18 protein-coding genes are annotated in these 24,888 nt (G+C 46.3%); 12 read left to right on the forward strand and 6 right to left on the reverse strand.

The window, feature by feature from the left end; genetic code table 11:
- The 10 genes from QUA00_RS12420 to QUA00_RS12465 all read left to right on the forward strand — a co-directional run.
- A partial coding sequence (locus QUA00_RS12420; protein WP_445305447.1) for a calcium-binding protein occupies positions 1 to 810 on the forward strand: 810 nt, incomplete at its 5' end.
- 641 nt (positions 811 to 1,451) lie between these two features.
- Positions 1,452 to 2,459: a threo-3-hydroxy-L-aspartate ammonia-lyase gene (locus QUA00_RS12425; RefSeq protein WP_333204032.1), complete on the forward strand. Its 1,008-nt coding sequence runs from the start codon at positions 1,452 to 1,454 to the stop codon at positions 2,457 to 2,459.
- A complete protein-coding gene (locus tag QUA00_RS12430; RefSeq protein ID WP_333409797.1) occupies positions 2,440 to 5,667 on the forward strand; it encodes a DUF499 domain-containing protein in 3,228 nt (1,075 codons plus the stop codon). The genes QUA00_RS12425 and QUA00_RS12430 overlap by 20 nt, the downstream gene beginning before the upstream one ends.
- 619 nt (positions 5,668 to 6,286) lie before the next feature.
- Complete coding sequence (locus QUA00_RS12435) at positions 6,287 to 6,715, forward strand: DUF7680 family protein (RefSeq protein ID WP_333409798.1); 429 nt, start codon at positions 6,287 to 6,289, stop codon at positions 6,713 to 6,715.
- A gap of 284 nt (positions 6,716 to 6,999) precedes the next feature.
- Positions 7,000 to 7,383, forward strand: coding sequence for a hypothetical protein (locus QUA00_RS12440; protein ID WP_333409799.1), 384 nt, complete (start codon positions 7,000 to 7,002; stop codon positions 7,381 to 7,383).
- A gap of 415 nt (positions 7,384 to 7,798) precedes the next feature.
- A complete protein-coding gene (locus QUA00_RS12445; protein ID WP_333409800.1) occupies positions 7,799 to 10,600 on the forward strand; it encodes a DUF1156 domain-containing protein in 2,802 nt (933 codons plus the stop codon).
- 339 nt (positions 10,601 to 10,939) lie between these two features.
- Positions 10,940 to 11,140 carry a hypothetical protein gene (locus QUA00_RS12450; RefSeq protein WP_333409801.1) on the forward strand — a complete coding sequence of 67 codons (201 nt, stop codon included), beginning with the start codon at positions 10,940 to 10,942 and terminating at the stop codon, positions 11,138 to 11,140.
- A gap of 239 nt (positions 11,141 to 11,379) precedes the next feature.
- Positions 11,380 to 14,574, forward strand: coding sequence for an SNF2-related protein (locus QUA00_RS12455; RefSeq protein ID WP_333409802.1), 3,195 nt, complete (start codon positions 11,380 to 11,382; stop codon positions 14,572 to 14,574).
- Positions 14,575 to 14,795: 221 nt separating this feature from the next.
- Positions 14,796 to 15,101 (forward strand): small RNA NsiR4-regulated ssr1528 family protein, encoded by a 306-nt coding sequence (locus tag QUA00_RS12460; RefSeq protein ID WP_006635311.1) that lies wholly within the window; start codon positions 14,796 to 14,798, stop codon positions 15,099 to 15,101.
- An 81-nt stretch (positions 15,102 to 15,182) separates the two neighbouring features.
- On the forward strand, positions 15,183 to 15,413 hold the full coding sequence (locus QUA00_RS12465; RefSeq protein ID WP_333306464.1) for a hypothetical protein: 231 nt from the start codon (positions 15,183 to 15,185) through the stop codon (positions 15,411 to 15,413).
- 257 nt (positions 15,414 to 15,670) lie between these two features.
- On the opposite strand, the gene QUA00_RS12470 is transcribed toward QUA00_RS12465, so the two are convergent.
- From QUA00_RS12470 to deoC, 6 genes are all read right to left on the reverse strand, one after another.
- A complete protein-coding gene (locus QUA00_RS12470; protein WP_333409803.1) occupies positions 15,671 to 16,588 on the reverse strand; it encodes an NAD(P)H-dependent glycerol-3-phosphate dehydrogenase in 918 nt (305 codons plus the stop codon).
- Positions 16,589 to 16,912: 324 nt separating this feature from the next.
- Positions 16,913 to 17,341, reverse strand: coding sequence for an NUDIX hydrolase (locus QUA00_RS12475; protein WP_333306471.1), 429 nt, complete (start codon positions 17,339 to 17,341; stop codon positions 16,913 to 16,915).
- Between the two features lie 90 nt (positions 17,342 to 17,431).
- Positions 17,432 to 18,658 (reverse strand): glycosyltransferase family 4 protein, encoded by a 1,227-nt coding sequence (locus QUA00_RS12480; RefSeq protein WP_333409804.1) that lies wholly within the window; start codon positions 18,656 to 18,658, stop codon positions 17,432 to 17,434.
- 26 nt (positions 18,659 to 18,684) lie between these two features.
- The gene (locus tag QUA00_RS12485; protein WP_333409805.1) at positions 18,685 to 20,256 is read right to left on the reverse strand and encodes an MFS transporter; all 1,572 of its coding nucleotides are present in this window, start codon (positions 20,254 to 20,256) and stop codon (positions 18,685 to 18,687) included.
- A 228-nt stretch (positions 20,257 to 20,484) separates the two neighbouring features.
- Entirely contained in the window at positions 20,485 to 21,360 is an 876-nt protein-coding gene (gene recO / locus QUA00_RS12490) for a DNA repair protein RecO (protein WP_333409806.1), read from the reverse strand.
- Between the two features lie 486 nt (positions 21,361 to 21,846).
- The gene (gene deoC, locus QUA00_RS12495) at positions 21,847 to 22,524 is read right to left on the reverse strand and encodes a deoxyribose-phosphate aldolase (protein ID WP_333409807.1); all 678 of its coding nucleotides are present in this window, start codon (positions 22,522 to 22,524) and stop codon (positions 21,847 to 21,849) included.
- A gap of 346 nt (positions 22,525 to 22,870) precedes the next feature.
- On the opposite strand from deoC, the gene QUA00_RS12500 reads away from it, so the two are divergent.
- Positions 22,871 to 23,233: a hypothetical protein gene (locus QUA00_RS12500; RefSeq protein ID WP_333102927.1), complete on the forward strand. Its 363-nt coding sequence runs from the start codon at positions 22,871 to 22,873 to the stop codon at positions 23,231 to 23,233.
- 351 nt (positions 23,234 to 23,584) lie between these two features.
- Positions 23,585 to 24,607 carry a tetratricopeptide repeat protein gene (locus QUA00_RS12505; RefSeq protein WP_333142171.1) on the forward strand — a complete coding sequence of 341 codons (1,023 nt, stop codon included), beginning with the start codon at positions 23,585 to 23,587 and terminating at the stop codon, positions 24,605 to 24,607.
- Positions 24,608 to 24,888 lie beyond the last annotated feature (281 nt).

The following is a 24,888-nucleotide window of genomic DNA, read 5'->3' on the forward strand; positions in this document are numbered from 1 at the left end:
GACTCGAACGGTACGGAGGCGGCTGGTTCTACCTTGATTGCGAATCTGGGTACGGCTGCTAGCAATCTGGGAACGGCAGACTTTGTATTTACAGGTACGATCGCACCTTCTGCCAATGGTACTTCTCCGACTGGTACTACTACTAGCTCCGGCAGCGTTGTGGATTTAATCACTAATCCCGGTACTTTCCCGACAAGCGGAGTTAACAACTTCGGTTCTGGTGTTGGCGGTTACAACTTCACCACTCCTGTCTTATTTACAGGAAGTGCGACAGCTAATAACGTCACCGGCACTGAGTTTGCTGACATCTTGAACGGCGGTTCTGGGGCCGACATTTTCGACGGCGGTTTAGGTAACGACAGCATCTTCGGCGGCGCGGGTAGCGATACTCTAAACGGCGGCGAGGGGAATGACACTTTAATCGGTGGTGTGGGAACCAATGTTCTCAACGGCGGTGCTGGTTTGGATGTGTTTGTGTTCACCGGAACTACTGCTGACGGCGGCGATTTTATTACCAATTACAGCACTGCTGAGGATCAAATTAACCTCGACAGCACTGGTTTTGCAGCCTTTACGACCGGATCTGGGCCTTTGGGTTCGAGTTTCTACGTTTACAGCAGCACAGTTTCTGTAACTGATCTCGAACTAAATTTAACCGGGCCGTCCATCATGGCTATCTACGACGGTTTGTCTGCGTCTACTAAACTGTATTACGATAGCAACGGTTCTACGGTTGGTGGTAACAGTTTGTTTGCCACTGTCGATGTCGATTTAGGAGTTTCCGGTAATTCTGAATTGTTCTTGTTCTAAACGGCAAGAATCCTAATCGGGATATCGGTACGGTTAGGGACACAGCAATGCTGTGTCCCTACAAGATACGGGTAAGGACACAGCCATGCTGTGTCCTTTTTTTTGGTAATTGTTAAACAATTTAGCTGCTATTTTTTTTGTAGGGAAATGGCATTGCCGTGTTCTCTTTTGCCTTGTTGTCGATGGTTGAAGTCGATCGCACTCGCGAGGGCAATTTCACCATCCAATCCGGTTTATTTTACCCGTTATATCCATGCCGATTGTATGGGAATAATTAAACCGCAGAGGACACAGAGGATACAGAGAAAGGGAAGAGAGAGATGAATAATTCCGATGCCAATGGATTTGATATTACCGAAAATCAGGACACTGCGCCGTGCTGTTTCCCTACAATTAATCGGGCGGTGGTTAAATTTGTATTCCTTAATCCCTCTCCTGTGCAAGTACAAACGCCCCTTTGATTTTTGATAGTAAATTGTCATAACTTTGATTTTAGTCCACAGCTTTTTTAACAATTAAGCGCAACCGCTAATGATAATTCTTAATAAGCTTATGATAAAAATTTATAATTTAATGGTAGGAGTAAAGCGGGAAATGCCCACCCTACAAATAGAGTCCTCGATCGCCCAGATCTAAAATCTATGAGTGCCGACTTCTGTGCCCAAAATCCTTTATCAGTCAGTTTTGCAGATGTGGAGGCGGCGGCAAATCGCTTGCAGGGCAAAGCTTTCAAGACGCCGGTGCTGACTTCGGAAACTTTCAACAAACGCACAAATTCTCAGGTATTTTTCAAGTGCGAGAACTTTCAGCGCACGGGTTCGTTTAAATTTCGGGGTGCTTGCAATGCTTTGATTCAGCTATCTGAAGCCCAAAAACAGCGGGGAGTGTTGACTTTTTCTTCGGGAAATCACGCGCAGGCGATCGCCCTTGCCGCACAGTTGCTACAAATTCCTGCTACTGTGGTGATGCCGGCAGATGCGCCAAAAGTCAAGCAAGAGGCGACTCGCGGCTACGGCGCAGAAATTATTTTGTACGATCGCACTCAAGTTGCGCGGGAAGATCTCGCCGCCAAAATTGCCGAGGAGCGACACTTGACAATTATTCCTCCTTATGATCATTCGTGGGTAATTGCGGGACAAGGTACGGCGACCCTGGAATTAATCGCAGAAGTTGGGGAGTTAGATTTGCTGCTGGTTTGCTGTGGTGGCGGGGGTTTGCTGTCGGGATGCGCGATCGCAGCAAAAACTTTGTCTCCGCAGTGTAAAGTAATAGGAGTAGAACCCCAGCAAGCAGACGATGCTGCGCGATCGTTCCGCACGAAAACGCTGCAAACTGTTACTAACCCGGATACGATTGCTGACGGTGCGCGCACGCCATCTTTGGGGAAATTAACCTTTCCTTTGGTTCTGCATTATGTTGATGATATGGCAACAGTTTCAGAAGAGGCAATTCGCAGCACAATGTTTTTTATGTGGGAACGCATGAAGATAGTTGTTGAACCGACAGGAGTGTTAGCGGCGGCGGCTTTGTTGTCAGGTGTGGTGCAGGCTGAAAATGCGAGGATTGGCGTGATTGTTAGCGGCGGAAATGTAGATTTTAATCATTTACCCAACACCAAAGGATCGTTAGATGCTGCCATTAATCTTTGATACCTGCGTGCCCAGAGATGAGATTTTATCGGGAGACTTGTCTCTAGATTTATTTGCAGCAAAATTGCGGCTGGTAGTCGAAGGAACTGCACCTCAAGTTTATCAAGATGCTAATAAATTCTTTGCCAATACCTTCGCAACTGATGGCATTAAAACCCTAATCCGGGAAGTTTTCAGCCGCTTGATGAAGCAAAGCGCCGGGGCGGGGGTGGTTCGTTTGGAAACGAGTTTTGGGGGCGGCAAAACTCACGATGAAATTGCACTCTGGCATATCTGCAAGCAAGGGCGAGAAATTCACGGATTGGAACGCTTTACAGATATTAGCGTTATTCCCGATCGCCCGATCGCCGTTGCAGCGATCGACGGTCGAGATTTAGACCCAGAACAAGGAGTTTATCACTCGGACAGCGGCTTGACAACCTACACTCTTTGGGGCGAAATTGCTTACCAAATTGGCGGGATTTCAGGCTATCAGTTAGTACACGGCAGCGATCAAAGCGGTGTCAGTCCCGGTACTTCGGTGTTAGAACGGTTGACGGGGGGACAGCCGACTGTGATTATTTTAGATGAAATTGCGCGGTATTTGCGATCGGCAAAAGCGAAACAAATTGGCAGAAGCGATTTAGCCAAACAAGTGGTAGCTTTTCTATTTTCGCTGATGGATTTGGCGGCCGCCTGCGATAATTTAGTATTGGTTTATTCCCTCGCCTCGACAGCAGATACTTTTGGGGAAGAAACGGCAGAATTGCAAGAAACGATGCGCGCTTCCGCAAGACAAGAAAGGGTGTTGAGCCCTTCTACAGATATCGAAATTTACAACATCGTTAAACAGCGCGTGTTTGCCAGAGTTAGCGAGGAAGCGGCGCAAAAAGCGGCATCGGAATATTTGGCTGCTTATCGCAATTGCCGCGTTAATTTGCCCGATGGGTGCAAAGATGCGTCATACTCAAAAGCGATCGCCCAAAGTTATCCGTTTCACCCGGAATTGTTCAATCTTCTTACTAAAAAAATTGCTTCTATTCCCGAATTCCAGAAGACGCGGGGCGCTTTGCGATTGTTCGCGCAAGTCGTGCGGCATTTGTGGGAAAATCGCGACGGTTGGATGCCGATGATTCACACGCATCATATTCCCGTGGGGATGGATGGCGAAATTACTAATGATCTGACTTCTCGGTTGCAACGATCGCCAATGCAGAATGCGATCCGCGCTGATATCTACAATGCCGATGGTAGGGCGGCTTACGCACAATTGCAAGACGGGGAATGGATAGCAGCGGGAAAACCGCCGTTTTCTACTTGGGTAAGCAGAACAATATTTTTGCATTCTCTGACTCAGGGAAATTCTTCGGGTATTCGGCTGGCTGAGTTGAATTTGTCGCTGCTGACTCCGGGGGTTGACAGCGGTTTTGTCGATCGCGCTTTAGAAAGATTGACGAAGGTAGCCTGGTATTTAGACTCCGATCCGGTAACATCTTTAGCCAGGTTTAAAGAAGAACCTTCGATCAACAAAATTATCACCGAGGAGAAGGAACAAGTCGGGGTAGTATTGGCGAAAGAAGATTTGCGAACTCGCCGGGATAGCATTTTTGCCAAAAAATTCTTTACCTTAGTTTCTAATATCGAAAGTCCCGGAGATGTAGACGACAACCCGGATGAGGTGGCGTTGTGCGCGATCGACTTTGACGATGCGACGGTGAATGCTTCTACCGACGCAGCCCCGGAATTAATCGAGAGAATTTTTAACAATAGCGGCGAATCGGGGAAGTTTCGCACCTACCGGAATCGGTTGTTATTTTTGGTGGCAAATCGGCTAGAATTAGAAACTGCGATCGACAATGCCAGAGAATATAAAGCTATTCAAAATATTCTCAAAAGTCAGAATCGGCTGGCAGATTTATCGGGAAGCCAGCAGAAGCAATTGAAGGAACGGGAAGGCGCAAAAGATATAGCTGTGAGAGTATCTTTGACTAATGCTTACCGCCATTTATTTTATCCTTCAAATGACCAAGTAAAAGCACCGAAAGGATTGATGCACTACACTCTTACCGCCCAGGATGCGAGTATGGTGAAAGGCAAAAACAACCAGCAAGATGTGATTCTTAAAGCCCTAAAAGATTGCGGCAAGATTCGCCCGGAAGAAGCTAAACCTTTCGCCCCGGCTTTTATCCTGCAAAAAGTGTGGCCTGCGGGGTTGGATAGTTGGACGACTAAGGCGCTGCGCGATGCTTTTGCTAAGGATTGGAGTTTGAATATTCTCCTTGATGCGGAAGTTTCGATGCTGCGGGAGACGATTCGCGACGGTTTGAAAATGGGCAGTTGGGATATGAAAGTCGGGGAGAGACTATTTATCAAAACCGATGATAGCGTGTTGGCACTGCCGGAGACGATCGAATTTAGCGATCGCGCCTCCCTATACAAGCGCGGCATTCTCGAACCTCCAGCGCCCAAAGAAGTGGAACTCAGCGCTCAATTGATGCCCAGTGCAGAAGCGGCAAAACCCGTGCGGGTGAGGTGGAAAGCGAAAGGAGCATTGACGGTTAGTTTGTATCAAGATAATACTTTAGTGCCGGGAAATTTCTTCCCTTCCGATGAGTATGACGCCACCATTGTTAATAACACTATGTTTCGTGTGGTGGCCGATTACGGTAACGGTGAGACAGCAGAAAAAACAACCAATGTCAATCTAAATCCTCAAGTTCCTACCGTGGGAGAGATCACAAATCCTCCTTATGTTGTGGAAACGCTACCGGGGACTTTGTGGGAGGCGAAACCGACGGTTATCGAAATTGACGGCACGATAAGTGCGGTATTTACGGGATTGGGCGATCGCATTAGCGACTACAAAGTGCAAGGCATCGAAGTGCTAGAATTGTCTGTGGATCAAGTAATGGATTATCGTAAATTGGGAACGGCAATTGCCCTATTGCAGCGGTGGCAACCGCAAATCGATCAAACCGTAACCATTCAAACCGGCGACCAATTTGTGCGGCTGGAATATCAAGGGGCGTTGCGTGGATTTCAGAGCTTTTTCTCGACTATCAACAGTTTGTTGAACAGTCCCGACGCGCAAGCAGAGGTTAGTTTGAAACTCGCCTTAGAATTCAATCCAGCTTTGTCAGCAAGTGCCTCGGACATTAATAGTATAAAACAAACGCTCGATCGCAATCCAGTAGAGCGTTTAAATTTAACGGCAAGGGTGATATATTGAAATGTAGGGGCGGGTTAACAAACAATATGTGGCAAAAATTAACAATCTCAAAAACCCGCCCCCACCCCACGGTAATTTGAGATGTAGGGGCGGGTTCACCAACAATATGTGGCAAAAATTAACAATCTCAAAAACCCGCCCCCACCCACGGTAAATCCCAATCTACCTCTTTTAACATACTAGCATAATACATAGACCGGGGCGGGTTTTTGAGATGGTTGGTTGATTGCGGAGATGGTTGGTGAACCCGCCCCTACAGGAATTGCGATCGAACATGATATGATGTGTAAATTAATTATTGTATTGAAATGTAGGGGCGGGTTAACCAACAATATGTGGCAAAAATTAACCATCTCAAAAACCCGCCCCTACCCCACGATAAATCCCAATCTACCTCTTTTAACATACCCGCATAATACATAGGCCGGGGCGGGTTTTTGAGATGGTTGGTTGATTGCGTAGATGGTTGGTGAACCCGCCCCTACACGAATCGCGATCGATCGGACATGATACGATGTAGAGATTGATTGTTGTATAATTAGTGCCATGTAGGGGCGGGTTCTACCAACCATCTACGCCTCAAATAAAATATTTCCTAAACCCGCCCCGCCCATAGCTCATGCAAGAATTTCAATTACGAGTTTTACCGATAGATAATAACAACTTCGCTTTGGAACTATACCAATGTGCTTACAAGAAAGCGGGAGAGAAAAAACGTCCTGCTGCTAAAAAATTGGGGCGACTCAAAGGAAATGCTCTGGTTTTAGCCAGACAAACAATTTATGCAACTCTCAAAGCGAATAATTACGACCCGAAAAGTTTATCTCAGCAGCGACAAACTCCTTATATATTATCAGAAGAATCGGGGGTGAGTTTGGCGCTTTTATTTCAATCGCTGCAACCGCTATCGAAAACCGAACGAATTGCGAATATTGCAGAAGGGATTATGGCGATGAGTAATGAAGAGGCACATTATTGGTTTGGAAAAATTGCCAATGGCAATCGTTCAAATGCTTTGAAAGCTTTGCGAATTTTATTGGGAGATTGAAATTGTGAAAGTAGCGGATTTGACGTATCTACTCGTTTCCAGGCTCTGCCTGGTAACGCATATCAGGAGGCTCTGCCTCCAATCTTTCCCAGCCACAAACGAGGCAGAGCCTCTAGACAGGGGTTCCCAGGCAGAGCCTTGGAACCAGTTAAACCCGGTTTCTCTGGTGGTAGCGCATTCTTGTCCCCCCCGAGTGTAGGGGCGGTGCCCCCGTGCCCGCCCTCTTGTTAGGGGGGATCGAGACTTCGATACAAACAAGCAAAATTTATGAGGAGATTAATTTTATGAAAGTAGCTGATTTGTCAAACGAAACTTTAGCCAAAATTAAAACAGTGCGCTGGGATGGGATTATTGAGAAGCATGAAGGGCCGTTTAGATGGGAGTCTGAATTTAGATACGCCGCAGCGGAATTTATGGAAATTGAGGGGCGGTGGGTGTTGTTGCCGATTGAAGCATTGCATCACCAAAATATCACGATTTTGCGGACAATTTGGAGTGCGGATGGCAACTCGCTGACTCTGTTTCTTAAGGATACAACTTTTGAGGATCACTGGTCGGCATCTGGATATATGGCTGTGTGCGATCGCCCAAAAGGAGAAGAGTTTTTCTTGGCAGTATTGTACCACGAATGGTTTATCATTGAAAAGACGGAGGTATTTGAAAGTTGAGCGAGAAATTTTGGGATAATACCAATGCACATATAGCAATCCTAAATCATTCTCATAATTATTGTAGGGGCAATCCCCCCGTGGTTGCCCGATAGATAGGGGGTAGGCACGGGGAGTAGGGGTAGCACTACCCCTACAAATTTATCTGAATCATTTAGGATTGCTATAGGAGTTGGGAATGAGTCCTTTTAGGGGCTGGCTAGGAGGCACAACCCGGAGATCCCCCCTAGCCAAGGGCGGGCACGGGGGCACCGCCCCTACGAAGGGGGGGGACAAGATTTCAAGTCTAAGTCCCCCTTATTAAGGGGGATTTAGGGGGATCGAGAATTGTGGCACATAACAAATAACCAATAACAAATAACCAACAACCAACAACCCAAAAATCATGCGCCCTCACCTCTTCATCGAGAAAATCATGCCCGTAAATCTGCTCAACGAGCAGGTTTATTACGAACACGGCGGCAATCCATTTAAAGGATTGCATCGCTGGTATTCGCGCAAACCTTTATCGTTTTCTCGCGCTTCGGTGTTGGGGTCGATTTTACCTGCAGATATCTCTCCAGAAGAGTTTGAATATTTGCTGGGATTGGAACCGGGGAAGGAAATTAAACTCTACAAAACTCCCCCCTCTTCGGTGCGAATTAAAAAGGTTCATGACTATTGCGAGAAGGTGTGGGGGAATCGCACGCCGACGATTTTAGATGCGTTTGCGGGTGGGGGAAGCATTCCGTTTGAGGCGGCGCGGTACGGGTTGAATGTGTTGGCGTCGGATCTCAATCCGGTGGCGGTGGTGACGATGAAGGCGGCGATGGAATATCCGCTGAAATTTGGCCCGGATTTGCAGGAGGATATTGATAAATGGGTGCAATGGGTGGGGGATGAAGCCGAGAAAAGATTAACTGAGTTTTTCCCTTCTTTACCGGGGGAAACGGTGCAGAATTATTTGTGGGCTCATACGGTGGTTTGTCCGAGTTGTCAGTCGGTTGTGCCGTTGAGTCCGAATTGGTGGTTGAGTAAGACGAGTAATTATGCAGGAAAGGGAGAAATCCGAAAAGTTACAAGTGATTGGTATGCGGTGAAACCAATTCCTAACTTGGAACAGAAGCGGGTTGATTTTGAGTTGGTGAAGGGGAAGAAAGGCAAGGAATCGACTATTAAAACGGATGCGGGTGAGTACGATCCGAGTGTTCATAACACGATTAGCAGAGGTGTGGGTAAATGCCCCAATTGCGATACCGTGATAGAAAATAGTGTTATTATGCAAGCTGCTAAAAAACGTTTAGGTTATCAATTATATGCAGTAGCCTATAAACAAGGTCAAGGAAGTCTAGAATTTAGAATTCCTACTCAAATTGATATCACCGCGATAGAAAAAGTGGAAAATTGTTTTTATAAAACTATAGAAAATTTACACCATCAAAATTTAATCCCAATTGAATTAATTCCTGAAGGCAAAGATTTGGATGAGCAAATCAGAATATTTTGCCCGACATGGAAAGATATGTTTAATCCCCGTCAGCTTTTAACGCTTGTCACTTATGTAGAAATTATCAACGAAGCTAAGGCGCTGCTAAAGGCTGAGTACGAACCGGAGAAGGTAGAGGCGATCGCAACTTATCTAGCTTTGGTTTTAAATAGATGTGTTGATGCTAATTCTCGCTTAACTCATTGGAGTGGAACTACGTCACAAATTCAGCTTGCTAGCGGACAACACGCATTAAACTTAATGTGGAACTATCCTGAAGTTAATGGGATTAACCGCTTATGGCATTGGTGTGTAGATGCCTTGACATCTGATTATACAAAACTCTGTGCTTTATTCGGCACAAAACCCCACTCAACTGGCTTAGCCGGCATCGAACAATACGACCCAAAAACTATCCAAATCAATGCCGTATCAGCCGATAGCCTCTACCACATTCCCGACAAATCCGTCGATGCCATTATCACTGATCCGCCTTACTATGGCACCATCCAATATGCCGAAATTTCCGACTTCTTCTACGTCTGGATGAAGCGCACATTAGGCGATATATTCCCCGATTTATTCTACTCAGAACTCACCGACAAAGATAGAGAAGCGGTAGCCAACCCGTCGCGTTTCCGCAACATGGGCACATCCCCCGACGAACTCGCCAAACAAGATTACGAAGCAAAAATGGTGCTAGCTTTTAGCGAATATTACCGAGTTTTGCGCGATGACGGCGTGATGACAGTCCAATTCAACCACAAAGAATCCGGCGCGTGGGACGTACTCACAAAATCCCTCATCGATGCCGGTTTCGAGATTACCGCATCTTGGGCTGTCAGTACCGAAAACCCGCAAAACTTGCACCAAGCGCATAAAAACTCGGTTTCTAGTACAGTGCTCCTCGTCTGTCGCAAACGCGATCCTAACGCCGCCCAAGCTTGGTGGGATGATTTGCGAGTTGAAGTCAGCAACCAGGTTTTTATGAAAGCCCCAGAATTAGAGGAAGCCTTGCAAGTGACTACTCCAAGCGGACTAAAAAAAGGCCCAGGCATCAACCTCTACCTGAGTGCCTTTGGCCCGGCTTTAAATGTGTTCAGCCGTTCCTATCCCATCCTCAACAGCAGCGGCGAAGAAGTGCGCCCGGAAGTTGCTTTTGCTGAAGCCAGGAAAGCCATTGCAAACTATCGCTTCCGCAAACTTGCACAAACCGATACCGCCGGATTTGACGCCCTGACGCAGTGGTATTTCCTGGCGTGGGATGCCTTCGGCGCTGTCGAGTTCCCCTTCGATGAAGCGCGACAACTCGCCCTCGCCGTCGGCGGTTTCAACGTCGTTGATTTAGCAAAAGTCTACAAATTAATTGACTCGACTAGCGGCACTTGCAAATTTTTGACACCGAAACAGCGGCTGAAAAAAGGAGCTTTTTCGGTCAATCCGCAAGATTTTTCGATTACCTATTTAGTGGATGGATTGCACGCGATTATCGGTTTGTATCAGGAGGACGGAGATATTCAAATCGTGCGCGAGTTTATGAAAAAAACCGCTTTGACTGATAACGATAATTTCATGCGGGCGATAGAAGTGGCGCTGAAAGTGATTCCGCGTATTGGGGATGAGAAGAAACGCATCCCGGAGGAGAAGGCTTTGTTAGATTTGTGGTTGGCGATGGATGAGATTAAGGCGAAGGTTGTTTATCAACAGATGGAACTTCCGTTTGAGGGACAGTTGAGTTTAGATTTGGGTTAGGTCAATTTAAGGTCAAACCCGCAGTTCGGCTTCAGGCAAAAACCGCAGTCCGGCAGTCCGGCAGGGAATGAATTCCCTGCCTCAAAGCGAAAGTCCTCTGAAGAGGACTGAATAATTTCTAGTATTTAATAATTATGATTTAATAATTATGATTTAATATAATATTAAATATTAATAATATTGTCTGCCACAAGTGACAAAAGAGGGATGATAGGAATAACTCATCAGTCCTCTTTAGAGGACTTTCGCTATTAGCCAGGGAATTCATTCCCTGGCGGACTGTGGGAAAGCGCATTGTTTATCGATCGGAAATCTGGAACCAAATTACTGGAGGTATCGATGAATCCTGAACAACCCGCCCTCTCACCCCTGCATCAAAAAATCGATGCTGGTGTTAAAAAGGCGATCGCACAGGCGATCGAGAAACACCGCCGACTCGGACAATCAATTAGTATTTGGCAAGATGGAAAAGTCGTGACACTTTCTGCTGATGAGATTCCACCTCTAGAAAAAGATATTATATCAAGTCCGGTTGATTAATGCTTGTACAATTTGCCATCTCGTAGGGGCGGGTTTTACCAACAATAATTGCCTAAGATTAATTATCTCCTAAACCCGCCCCCACCCAAGGATAAAAACCTAACTAACAAGAGAAGAGATCCCCCCTAGCCCCCCTTAAGAAGGGGGGGACAAGAGTGTTCAAAGTCAACCCCTACTCCCCTTCTTAAGGGGGATTTAGGGGGATCGAGGATTGCGGCATATAACTAATAACTAATAACATGAATTTACAAGATTATCCCTGGCGCATCAGCTATTCGAGCAACGAAAATAACCCGATCGCCGATTTCTACATTCCCGCGCTAGAATGTGCTCTACAGTACGATCGCAAATCCGGCTTTTTCAACAGCGCCATCCTCAGTAAAGTAGCGCAGGGATTGGGCGCCATGCTGCACAATCAAGGGCGGATGCGGTTAATCATGGGCTGTCAATTCAGCCCGCAAGACTTGCAAGCTATCCAACAAGGTTACGCCCTCCGAGATGCAGTTACCATGCGCCTCGATACCGATTTACAGCCGCCCAAAACCTTCGCCCAACTCAAACATTTTGAAATCCTCAGTTGGCTGATTCAAAACAGTTATCTCGATATTAAAATTGCCGTTCCCCTCAAATCTAACGGCTTACCAATAGATACTGAAAGTTTACTCGATCGCCAGCATATTTTTCACGAAAAAGTCGGCATTTTTACCGACTGTAACGGCGCACAATTAGCCTTTAGCGGTTCCAATAACGAATCTCTCAGCGGTTGGGAAAGCAACGTTGAATCTTTCCACGTTTATTGTGCTTGGGAAGGCGGTCGAGATGCAGAACGAGTTTCTGAAGAGATTTTTCGGTTTGAACAGTTATGGAACAATTTATCGCCGAATGTGCGCGTTTTTGAAGTGCCGGAAGCGGTGAAAAATAAGCTGTTACAATACGCGCCCAGCAGTAAACCTGTGTGGAATCGGGAGGAAGGTTCGGCAGCGGATTTTGTAGCGGATGTAACGGATGTAACGGATGTAGCGGATGTAACGGATGAGGAAGGTTCGGCAACGGATTTTGTAACGGATGTAACGGATGTAACGGATGTTAGGAGTCGGGATTTAGGAGGAGGTGTTGGGGATTTGGAGTTATCTCAAGATTATGCTAAATTTGAACCGCTTCTCAATTTGTATGCTTCGCCGAGTTGTCTCGATTATTGTTTAAAATCAATTCCGATCGCACCTTGGCCGCATCAGATTAAAATATTGCGTAGAGTGGCGGCAAATTTTCCGAAAAGTTTCTTAATTGCGGATGAAGTTGGATTGGGAAAAACTATCGAAACTGGGTTGATTCTCCGTTACTTGCTTGTCAGCCAAAAAGTCAAACGTGTGTTAATTTTAGCACCCGCTAGCATTCAGCCGCAATGGCACGAAGAATTGCGCGAAAAATTTAATTTGCATTTTTGGAGTTACAACAAAGGTGAATTAAAAAATTCCTATGGGGAGAGGAGTCAGTCAGGGGAGGAAAATATTTGGAATTCCCAAAATCTCATTTTAGCATCATCTCATTTAGTCCGTCGGAGCGATCGTACAAAACAGCTTTTAGACGCGCAACCGTGGGATTTGGTGATTCTGGATGAAGCGCATCACGCCCGCCGCCAAAGCCCGCAAAACCGCAAGGAAACTCCGAATCGGTTGTTACAGTTAATGCAGCAGTTGAAAGAAAAAAGCCGATCGCTATTGTTATTATCCGCCACGCCGATGCAGATTGATGCGATCGAAGTTTTCGATTTATTGCACCTTCTCGGACTCCGGGGACATTGGTCTTATGGTGAGAATTTCTGCAATTATTTTAGCACATTGTCGGAAAAGCCCGATCGCCAAACCTTGAATTTTTGGCAACTGATGTCTGTAGATTACTTCCAGCAAGGAGGTTCGCCCTGTGCTCGGTTGCAGCAATATTTCCAAAAGAGCGATCGGCTACTATATTATAAGTTGCGCGATGTGTGGGAAAAAAACCAGCGAGTCAACCCCAAACAAGTTGCTGAAGACACGGATTTTATCGCCGCTTCCCGCCAATATTTGACAGTCAATACTCCCCTCAAAGATTTGATGTTCCGCCACACCCGCGACACTTTGCGCCAATACTATCAGCGGGGATTGTTGGATCGCGATATTCCCCACCGCGCAGTCCGAGATAATGCGATTACATTAGAAAATAAGCGCGAAGTCCCGCTTTATCTCGCCGTCAGTAATTACGTGCGCCACTTTTACAATCTAGCGCAAAAAGACAACCGCAAAGCGTTAGGATTTTTGATGACTCTTTACCGCAAACGCCTGACAAGTTCGTTTTATGCCATCCGCGAATCCTTACAGCGCCGCCTCGATGGAATTAGCATTACTGAGGATGATTTTCAGGATTTAGATGAGGCGGATGATGTGATTTTGGAAGGAATGGAATCTTATTTTGAACCAGCAGATCCTGAAGAAATTAAGTATTTAGAAGATTTACTTTATCAGTTCGAGAATACAGGCGAAGATAGCAAGCTTTCGCATTTTATCACAATTTTGCGTCAAGAACTAATCCAGCGCGAAAGTGCGATCGTCTTCACGCAGTACACCGACACAATGGATTATATCCGCAGCGCTTTACAACAATTATATGGTGCTCAGATTGCTTGCTATTCCGGGCGCGGCGGAGAATTGTATCAAAATGGCCAATGGCGAATTTTTCCGAAAGAACTAATCAAAACCAAATTCCGAGAAGGAATCATCAAAATTTTACTTTGTACCGAATCCGCATCGGAAGGGCTAAATTTGCAAACTTGCGGCGTTTTAATCAACTACGATATGCCTTGGAATCCCATGCGAGTCGAACAACGCATCGGCCGACTCGATCGCATCGGCCAGATTTATGATACCGTCAGAATACACAATTTTTACTATGACGGAACGGTAGAGGCGAAGGTTTACAAGAAATTGCGCGATCGCATCGATGCTTTTCAAACCGTGGTCGGCAATTTGCAACCGATTCTCGCAACAGTTCCCACTTTCATCGAACAGGCTGTGATGAGTGCAGATCCCGAAGAAGAGGGCGTTTTGTTGGGAGAGTTCGATCGCATTTTAGACGCGCCGCCTCGCGGCCCTGCCCTCGATGAAATGGTAGCGATGGATGTAGAATCAGACTTGCAAGAAATCCGTCAACCTTTGCCGCCGACTTCTCTGTTTCCTGAAACAATCGAAAATTTGTTTGTCAATTCTTTGATTTTAAAACACATTGGCGCGAGTTTCAACAAATCGGAAAATCGCACTTGGCAGCTTAACTATAAAAGTCGCGATTATTATATCACATTTTACCCGGATATCTTTGACGAAAATGCTTCACTGCAATTGATGAGTTTTGGCAATCCGTTGTTTGAAGAAATGCTAAGTGCGATCGCCCTTGTGTTAAAGTGATATCTTGCACCAATTTCCATAAGCCTTTTCTGAACAGGCAAGATGCCTGTTCCACAAAGAATTAATTTTCTTGTGGAACAGGCATCTTGCCTGTTGCTGACATTTGTGTAATATCTCAGTCCAATAGTCCTTAATCGAATATGTTTAGTTTATTTCACTTTTGGCACTTTTAGGACTAAACTACTTTTAATGACGATCGTCCTTTTTCTTTAATTTGCACAATGTCTTCAGAAACAAACTCAGCGGCTCAATCTACAACTGGTGCAGATGCGATCGATGTTGCGATCGCCTCTGGAATCGACTTTGACGGTACTCCGATTCCGCAAGCAAAATTAGACCTCTACAAGCAAGTGATGGGATTAGAAGCCGGCAGACAGCGCAGTGGCGTGTCAAATACAATGCGATCGCGCATTGTCCGAATCGGTGTCAAACATCTGCCCCAAAACGAACTCGATAAAATGCTAGTTGCTGCTGACTTCGCACCGCTGAAAGATAAAGAAGTTGCGTTTTATTACGGTGGAAAGTAGAATTATCTACCCTTCTAGACAGATGAACAGTCATCCCCGGATCGGTCAAACTTGGGACAAATCCTAGCAGAAGGTCAGTTTATGAGCACTAACGGAAATGCCGTCATCAGCAACCTCGAGTATGATTTGTTAACAGTTTTGCAAAACAAGTCTGAAGCTTTGAAAGCCTACGATACTTACATGAAAGATGCTCAAGAAACCGGTTCTCAGCCTTGTGCTGAACTGTTTCAAAAATTGCAGCAAGCTGACATGGAGCACGCGCAGGAAATTCGGCAGCACCTTCAACAGGTAATGCAGCACGGCAAGATGTAAAGCTGGTGCAACTCGCTATGCAAGTTATGAGTTAAGTAGTAGCAGCTAGGAGTTAAAGAGTTTGGGATTCACAACTCATCTTCAATTCCTTAAACTCTCTCTCTACCGAGCGATGAAAACATCAATCTGAGCGCTTGAACAATGTCGCTTAGAACTCTTAATTCATAACTAGCAAGTCGTGACACCACTTCTTAAAACTTCAGCTACGGGTAGGGACTTAGGCTTTGCTTAAGTCCTTACCTATCTAGCCGTACAGCTTATAAAATCTCCGGTTTTAAAGTGCGTTCCATCAGCGATAAAACGGCTTGCTCGGCAGTAATTTCACCATTTAATAAGCGATAAACTTGACGAGAAACGGGGACTTCAATTTCGCGCCGCTCCGCCAAATCAATCAACACATTAGTAGTATTGACCCCCTCAGCCGTGCTCTGCAATTCGTGCAAAATTTGCTCTAAAGATTTGCCTTCAGCCAATCCGAAACCAACCCGATAATTGCGCGATAAAGGACTGTTGCAAGTAGCAAGCAAATCTCCTAAACCAGACAAACCGTAAAAAGTTTCTGCGCGAGCTCCCAAACGAACTCCCACCCGAATCATTTCCGGCAAAGCGCGAGTCAGCAAAGCAGATTTAGCATTAGTTCCTAATTGTAAACCGTCGCAAACTCCAGCGGCGATCGCAAATACATTTTTCAAAGTTCCACCTAACTCAGTCCCCAGCGGGTCTTCATTCACATAAACCCGAAAAATATCAGAACTGTAAATATTTTGCACTTGCTTGGCCGCCGCTAAATCCAAACTCGCCGCAACCGTAGCGGCCGGCAAGCCCTGCTGAATTTCTTCGGAAAGATTAGGGCCAGAAAGTACCACTATTGAATTGTTAGGAAACGCATTTTGCCAAATTTGAGATGGAGTGCGCGTACTGGCCGGGTCTAAACCTTTGGTGACAGTAACTATAATTGTACTGGGACTTAACTGTAAAGCCAAAAGTCGATCGACCGTTGCTCCAACTCCTTTCATCGAAACTGCGGAAACAACAACATCCGCACCTGTTATAACTGATTCTAGATTAACAGAACTGCTGCGCGACCACAAATTAACTCGAGATCCTTTTTTGTCTCCCAGATTTGCCAGTGCCGAACCCCAAGCACCTCCGCCTAATATTGTCAAGCTTGCCATAGAATTTAGTTTAATGAACTCAGATTTTACACCATTCTCAAGAACGGGCTAGAAGCCCGTTCCACAAGAAGATTGAATTTTTTTGTGGAACAGGCATCTTGCCTGTTCCTGACATTAGTGCAAGAAGATTGAATGTTTTTGTGGAACAGGCATCTTGCCTGTTCCTGACATTAGTGCAAGAAGATTGAATGCTTTTGTGGAACAGGCATCTTGCCTGTTCCTGACATTGGTGCAATAACATTGAGTTTTTTTTGTGGAACAGGCATCTTGCCTGTTCCTGACATTGGTGCAAGATGTGAGATGAACGAAACAAAAACTCCCCTCCTACAAACGCGGCCGCAATCCATAATGACGGTAACGCCAATAATCTCGTAAAATGCGATCGTGATCGAAACACAATTCACGAGGAATCTGCCAAGATTCAAAAATTTGTAAACTTTTAGCATCGTCGGCGGCTTGAGGTTCGCCCGTTGCAGAAGCCAAGAATACAATACTAATAGTGTGTTGCCGCGCGTCGCGATTTGGATCAGAATAAACGTAAAATTGCTCAATTAATTCTACATTCAAACTCGTTTCTTCTAAAGCTTCGCGTTTGGCCGCCGTTTCTACCGATTCCCCGTAATCAACAAAGCCACCGGGAAGTGCCCAGCCGTAGGGAATATTGCGGCGTTCGATGAGTATGATCGGGCGATGGGGGCGATCGGCTAATTCGATAATAATATCAACTGTAGGAGCGGGATTTCTATAAGTCATATGCGAAGGAAGAAGGAAGGCACGATACGGATTTTGACACGGATAGACGGATTAATTTCAACAGGTTCGGAGTTCCTTCTTCCTGCTGAATTATGCTAAACCGCGAATGAGTACGCGCTGCTTTTGCAAAACCTCTGCATAAAGCTTTTCCAACTCAGTAATATTCTGACTGAGAGTGTACCGCTCCATCGCCCGTTGGCGTGCTTTTTGACCAAGCAGCATTCCCAACTCAGGATGGTCGCAAAACAGTGGCAGCAAGGTTTGCAACTGACTTCGTACCCGCTGAGTGTTCAAAACTATCCCTGCGCCGTCCTCCAAGGCCTCGCCGTCAGCACCGGCATCGGTTGCCAAACAAGCTAAACCGCAGGCCATCGCTTCCAGCAACGACAGCGACAGTCCCTCCACCAAAGAAGGCAAAATAAATACGTCAGCACCCCGGAGGATTTCGATCCGGCGTTCCTCCTCGGCAACAAATCCGAGCCACACAATGCCATCATCTTCGCCGTAAAACAGTTGCAGCGAGGCGGCAAGGGGCCCGTCGCCTACGATCGCCAATACGTTCCCAGGGCCAAAATTACAGTGTTTCCAGGCCTTGAGCATCGACTCGACATTTTTCTCCTGGGCAATGCGCCCTTGGTAAACAAAAATTCGATCGGCCTTTAATTCCGACTTCAACCCCGAAGGCCCTGGAGAATATTTAACAGCATCCACGCCGTTGGGAATCACAGCCACCCGTTCCTGTGGCACTCCCAACTTCACCAATATATCCCGCTGAATCTGAGAAAAAACGATCGTCGAGTCGTAGTTCGCCAAAAACGGAGCGTACAGTTGATACATCAGGTGTTGGGTTCCCGATGTCAAATTCCGCAATTTGCGATCGAACGGCGGGTGAAAAGTCGCCACCAGAGGCAAATTCAATTCTTGACAAATTTCCGGCAGCAAAAAGTCTAGGGGCGAAAGCGTCAGGGAAGCGTGAACCACATCGGGTTTCAGCCGCCGCAGAGATTTCATCAGCACTGTGCGGGACTTGAGAGTGGGAATCGTATAAATTTGCGATTTGTAGTGACAGGGTAAAGAGACTTCGTTGCAACTGGCGGACGAAAGCGAAGTGGTATATGAGGTTTGAGTAATTCCCTTTCCCCATGAACCATTTGCCATACTCCACCCTGTATTGTTCCTGTCCAGTGAGTCCGCCTCTTGGGCAAAGTGCAGGAAACTGACCTGGTATCCCCGGTCTAATAGTGCGTTGGTGACTTCCCTGGAGTAAGTGACGTTACCGCAAAAAGGTGATTTTTTTCCTAGCCAAGCGATGTGCATTCCAGTAAATCAGAGTTTGTTATTTTTTAGATTCGATCGACTTTGCTATTACTGCTACGGAAAATATACCAGGTTAAGACACCCCCAGCCATCGCTAATCCTGCTAAAGCCAAAAATACTGTTGGCAAACCCAGAAATGTTTCTGCTACCCCGGCCAAAGCCAACGGTAAACTCAAAGCGATATTAGTGGCATTGTTTTGCAGCCCGAAGACTTTTCCCCGCATTTCTTCTGGGGTTTCTGCTTGAATTGTAGTCTGCATCGGCACTCCCACCAATGAGGCAAATAAACCCAACAGGGTAATGAACAGCACCGATAGCCACAAATGGTCTGTAAATGCAGAAAGGCCCATCAGAGCAAGTGCCATGCCAACAGATCCGATTAAACTCAGTTGGGAGTGAGAAAATTTATGGCCGAGATAGCCGACTGTCGTCGCCCCACCAGCCATGCCAACGCCTACCGCCGCCAGCAAAAAGCCAAATTGTGATGCTTTCATACCGGGGAGGATTTCTGCCAGCCGAACTGCTAGAACTGCCAAGGCTGCAAAAATGGAAAATAGAATAATTAGTTGAATTAAAGCATTGCGGACTTTCGGTTGATCGTTGATGTAACGCAGGCCGTCTCGCAAATCTGCTAGGGGGTGCGGCGGTTCGTGTTCGACTTCGTTTTTTTCGCCTGTTTGCATCGACAGCAAGAGCACTCCGGCGAAGGCGTAACTTCCCCCTACTACTAATTCTTTGCCGATGCCGAGTCCGCCGCCGAGGTTGGAAAATAGGGTGTCGGCTAAAGCTAGTAAGGGTTCTCCCACTGCGAAGCCAATAATCACCGAACCCATCATGGTTGTGGTGTAGAGGGAGTTTGCCGATAGCAGGTGGCGGCGTTCCACAATTAGGGGAATCACTGACTGTTCTGCTGGGGCGAAAAATTGAGTTAGAGTCGAGACTAGGAATGTCACTAGCAGCAGCAAGCAGAATCCCAGCGGCAGTTGACCGAGTTCCCACCCGTCAGAAAGCCACAGCAGCACGGGCAATGTTAAAACAAAGCCTCCCCGCAGCAGGTTTGTGGCGACGAGCACTGCTTTTTTCGACCACCGATCGACATACACGCCTGCGGCGGCCCCGAACAGCACTGCGGGAATGGTAAAGGCGATCATGATTGCCGATACCCACCTGCTGATGGTTTGATCTGGCGCTTGAAAGCGGCTGGCCACGAGGGCGATCGTCAGTACGAGATAAACTTTATCTGCTAGTTGGGAAAAAACTTGCCCACTCCACAATGCTAGAAAATTGGGGTTTTTGAGCACTGGCAGAAATCCCGTTTGTTTTTCGGGAATTTCGGCTACTGCTTCGGAGAGTTCTGCTGCTGGCTCTGGTGTGGGAACCGGGGGGATTGCTTCGGGGTGTGGGCTATTGCCGTTGTTCCCGTCTGGTGCTGGAGTGGTGGGGTATTTATCCATTTCTGGGTCTGGGACGTTGCTCCATTGTCGATCGGCCAAGACCGGCTCGGAGCGAAAATCGGGAAAATTTTCTCGTTCTTCCATTTTGTGGTGGGTCACAGCTAATACAGATATTCTCAAATCAGAATCAGACAGTCGCATCATAGGATTTGGGGTGGATGGCCTGGGATGGTGCAGGTTGGGGGGATGGGAATTTGAAATTGAGGTGTTAACCCCTAAGTTTATTAATCTCGTAACTTTATCTTTATCTATTATCTGATGTCGCAACAACCTTGAGAATTTACCTGAAAAGACCGGCAGGTTCGGGTATCCGGCAGGCTGGGGGTGCGATGTACGATCGCCCCTTCACCTATTTAAATCCACACTCAAAATTTAAAACTCAAAACTCTCTAGGTAGGTGTCTATCGAGCTTCCCGATCGAATCGTGCAACCTAAATGATACTGGGCATATTGTCGCAAAATATTTTCTACTGATACCCAAGTTGTTCGATCGGCAATCCCCTCTCCTAGTTCTGGACTAGCCAACTGTTGCAACGCTGCTAATTCCTTAGCATTTATCTCGAAATTTGTCAAGTGTTTGCTGCCATTCGTTTGCCGGGAACGGGAAGCGGATTTGTATAAGCTACCGATTTCTGAAGAGAGTTCTGCTTCTAGGTTAGCTAGCTCGGACAAGCTGAAGGTTCCCCCAGAGGGTATACTAAACCCGGTTTGCCAGTTGGGATCGGTGAAATTTGGGATGAGCGGGTGTCTGGTGGCGCAGCAGACTTGGACTTGCGGCGCGAGGCCGGCTAAGGCTAGCAAGTGAAAAATGCCGTGGGCGAGGTGAGCAATCAGCACGGCGGCAGATTGGATTTCTGTGCGATCGGACAAACGTTCCAAACGGCTCAAATGTTCGCCCAGCAACCAAAAGAGTTCTTCTTGGGGCTCATCGGAAAGGGCACTGGCGATCGCCAATTCTGCCAGATATTGCGCCGCTGAGAGTTTTCCGAGGTTGCGGCTCAAACCCGGATGGGATTCTACGGTGTCGGCTTGGGTAATTTTGTCGAGCGATCGGCCTTTGGCAATTAGCAATTCGTTGACAACAAATAATTCGCTTCTGCCGCCAATGGTCGATCGGTGTTTGCGAACACCCGGTGCGACGGCTCGAATTAAGCCGAATTCCCGCGTCAAAATTGTCAGCACTCGATCGGATTCCCCCATCGGCGCACTCTTAAGATTGATTCCAGTTGCTTTGTAAGTTCGAGTCACTCGATTTTAGATTTTAGATTTTAGATTTTAGATTTACAAGGACAGTAGCAAAAACAGTCCGCAACGCAGAACTTTTATTAGATACTCGTTACCAGGCTCTGCCTGGTAACGCAGATCCGGAGGCTCTGCCTCCTAATCCCAGCCGAGGCAGAGCCTCTAAATATGGGTTCCAAGGCAGAGCCTTGGAACCAGTTAAAACAATAAACTATATTTCTTTTGAGATTCTTTTTGCTAATTGATAAACTTGTAGCTGTGGGAAGTTCTCCCTATTAACTCCTTGAAACAATTGATGATAAACAATTGATTAATGACCAATGAATACAAATCATATCATTTCCGGTTACACTCATACATGATGTTGACGGTTGACTGTTGACGCCGTGAACGCCGTGAACTGGAATTTACTATTCCGATGCTAACGGATTTGATATCAACAGTTAACAGCCAACAGTCAACAGCCAACAGTTAACTGTCAACTGTCAACTGTCAACGATTGTCTAAATTATCGCGCTGGCGGAGTAATTCCGGGCCACGAGAAGTCCCCAAACGAGTTGCCCCAGCTAGTACCAAATCTAGAGCTTGTTCATGAGTACGAATTCCGCCGGCAGCTTTAATCCCAATCCGTCCCTTCGTAACTTCCTTCAGCAGTCGCACATCGTCAACTTTCGCCGGGCCAAAAAAGCCAGTGTTGGTTTTGATGTAGGCGGCACCGGCTTCCATACAAATCTCAGCCGCTAATTGTTTTTCGGCATCGGAAAGGAGCGAACTTTCGATAATTGCTTTAATGGTGAGATTAGTTTCTTCGCAAATTTGGGCTAATTCCCGGTGGAATTCGTCGATTCTTCCAGCTTTCAACAATCCTAAGTTAACGGAGACATCTAACTCTACGGCTCCATTATCTGCTGCTTCTAGAGCTTCGTAAACTTTCACCGTTGAAGTCGAAGCACCGGTGGGAAAACCTATAACTGTACAGACTTTGGGACGTTTGCCGTGCAGCAGATCAACTGCTTGTCGGACGTAGGCGGGATACACGCAAACTGTGACAAAGCCAAATCTCTCTGCTTGTTGGCAACAGTGTTCTACTTGCTCTGGCGTGGCGGTGGGGTCGATCAGGCCGTAGTCGATCAAGGGGGCAATATCGATGTCTGCCTGGTTTGCAGCCATTGCTGTTTTTTCTCCGAAGTAACTACTTTATTAAGTATGTATCGAATTTACCAATCTAAAATCTAAAATCTAAAATCTAAAATCGATCGACTTTACTCCGGGTACTAGCAAGTATAAATACTCAATTGGCTCGTAAAAACTCTTGTGGGGATTGGTTTACCAATTTATGTCAAGAAAATAATATTTGGGTATCTGCCTTTAGATACATTTTGGCTCTTTCTTTAGGTATACTTTGTTAAAAGGACTTACGGTAGAGCCTGCGTCAGCTACGCTAGGGCAGAGCCTGGTAGCGGCTACTGTTTTTACTTTTAGTAGTGCTTTAAAAACATAAAAGCCAGTGCCAAGCATGAATCATTTAGAACTCGAACAAGAAATTGGGAAGATGGCTAGAGCGATGATGACTCGCAATAGCTTAATTGGTAAGGATTTGATTGCGGATCTCAGAGGGCGGGTGTCTGTTGACAGTTTAGCTGCTTTGATGATTGTCAGTATTGAGCGTTTGATTTGGTATGACTGCGAGTCCGTGATCTGGAGTTTGAGTTATTTGATTCCTGCTGACGTGATGGAAGAAATTCGCCGGATTACTGCGCTGGTTGTTTGCCAGCGCTTGATGGGCAAGGGTTTTCTGCTGGGGAAAGATTTTAGTATTGATGCCACAGGCCAGTTGCTGTTGAGTGAGAATGCTAAAACAGCGGTTGTGGTTGCTTGAATTGGGCAAGCAGAAGTAGAAGCTATTAGCACTAGGAGATTTGCAGTTAGACTTGGGGCGCCCTAGGACTCTTTGTGTAACTGCAAACCTAATTCGGGATGCGGTAAGAGTTGCGCGATTCACGCAGAGTTAAGATTCGCAGCAGCTCTAAAAAACGATGAGTGCGGTTAGCTCAAACAGCATTTTACGAGAGGAAAATAGTTAGTTTCGATCGCAAATTGTTGAGGTTGTTACTGGCCCTGTGTACCGGCAATCGCCCTGTATCAAATTTTTCAGATTTTTAGTGGAATTACAGTTTTACTCCCGGTATGATTTCATGTAGAATCATCCCTAAGATAGATACAAAATATTATGAACTTAATTCAAAACTTGGAAGCGGCTTGGTATTACCATCTAGGTTCGCGCCACCTCGAAGCTAACGACGATCATGGTGCCCTGGCGAACTTTAACAGAGCTTTGAAGTTGCAATCAGATCATTATAAGGCTTGGTTCGGCCGAGGTATGGCTCTGGGGAAATTAGAACGGCACTTAGAGGCGCTGAAGAGTTTTGATGAGGCCTTGGCGGTGGAGCCGAATGCGAGCTTTGGCTGGCACAACCGGGCTATTGCTTTAGGAAAGTTGGGCCGCTGGTTGGACGCTCTCAACAGTTTTGACCGGGCTCTGGAGTTCAGTCCGTGCGCGGCGAGTATTTGGCACAACCGGGGACTGACGCTGATCGATATGGGGCTTTACCAGAAGGCGGTTCTGAGTTTCGATCGCTGTTTAAATTTGCACCCGGAGGCTGCTTGGGCATGGTACAACCGAGGTAATGCCCTGTTGGAACTCAAGCTTTACTATCAGGCGCTCAACAGTTTTGAGCGGGCGATCGAGTTTAAGCCTGATGACGCGAAGGCTTGGTACAATCGCGGTATAGCTGCGAACTCTATGGGACTTTACAAACAAGCAGTGGCTAGTTTTAGCCGATCGATCGCTCTACAACCGGGCAGAGCCGATGCTGTGGGCGAACGGAGAGTTGCTTTGGAGAAATTAGTAGGTTTAAATCAGAGAAATGCCAAGTTCACTCCTACATCTGAGCGTCCCTTTGAAGATTATTTAATTTGGTACAACCGGGGTGTGGAATTGGCGCGAAAAGGCTGCTACTCTGAGGCGATTGCTTGCTACGAAACAGTCTTAGAAATAACTCCTGATTTTGCTAACGCTTTTTACAATAAAGCTTGCTGTTATGCGCTACTGGGATTTGCTGATTTGGCCCTTGACAATTTGCAGCGGGCTGTTGAGTTTATCCCTAATTTATACCGAGAGCTAGCTTTAGCTGACTCGGATTTAAGCTGCATTTGGAAACAAGAACGTTTTGAAGCGCTGATCCAAGGTTGATGTTATATCAATTCCGGTTGCACCGTCCGTGATAGTTGACTGTTGACTGTTGACTGTTGGCTGTGGACAGTTGACAGTTGACAGTTGACAGTTGACAGTTGACAGTTGAAAATCTAAAATCGATTGACTGTTGACAGTTGACAAGCGAAATATTTTACAGCTAATTTCCACATCCCAGATTCATCTGTGGAGTCAATTCTCAAATCTAAAATCTACAATCTCAAATCTAAAATCGACTGGCTGTTGACTGTTGACTGGGGGTGGAAAAACTCAATGGTTGA

It is taken from the genome of Microcoleus sp. T2B6, assembly GCF_036700475.1.
Taxonomy (GTDB): Bacteria; Cyanobacteriota; Cyanobacteriia; order Cyanobacteriales; family Microcoleaceae; genus Microcoleus.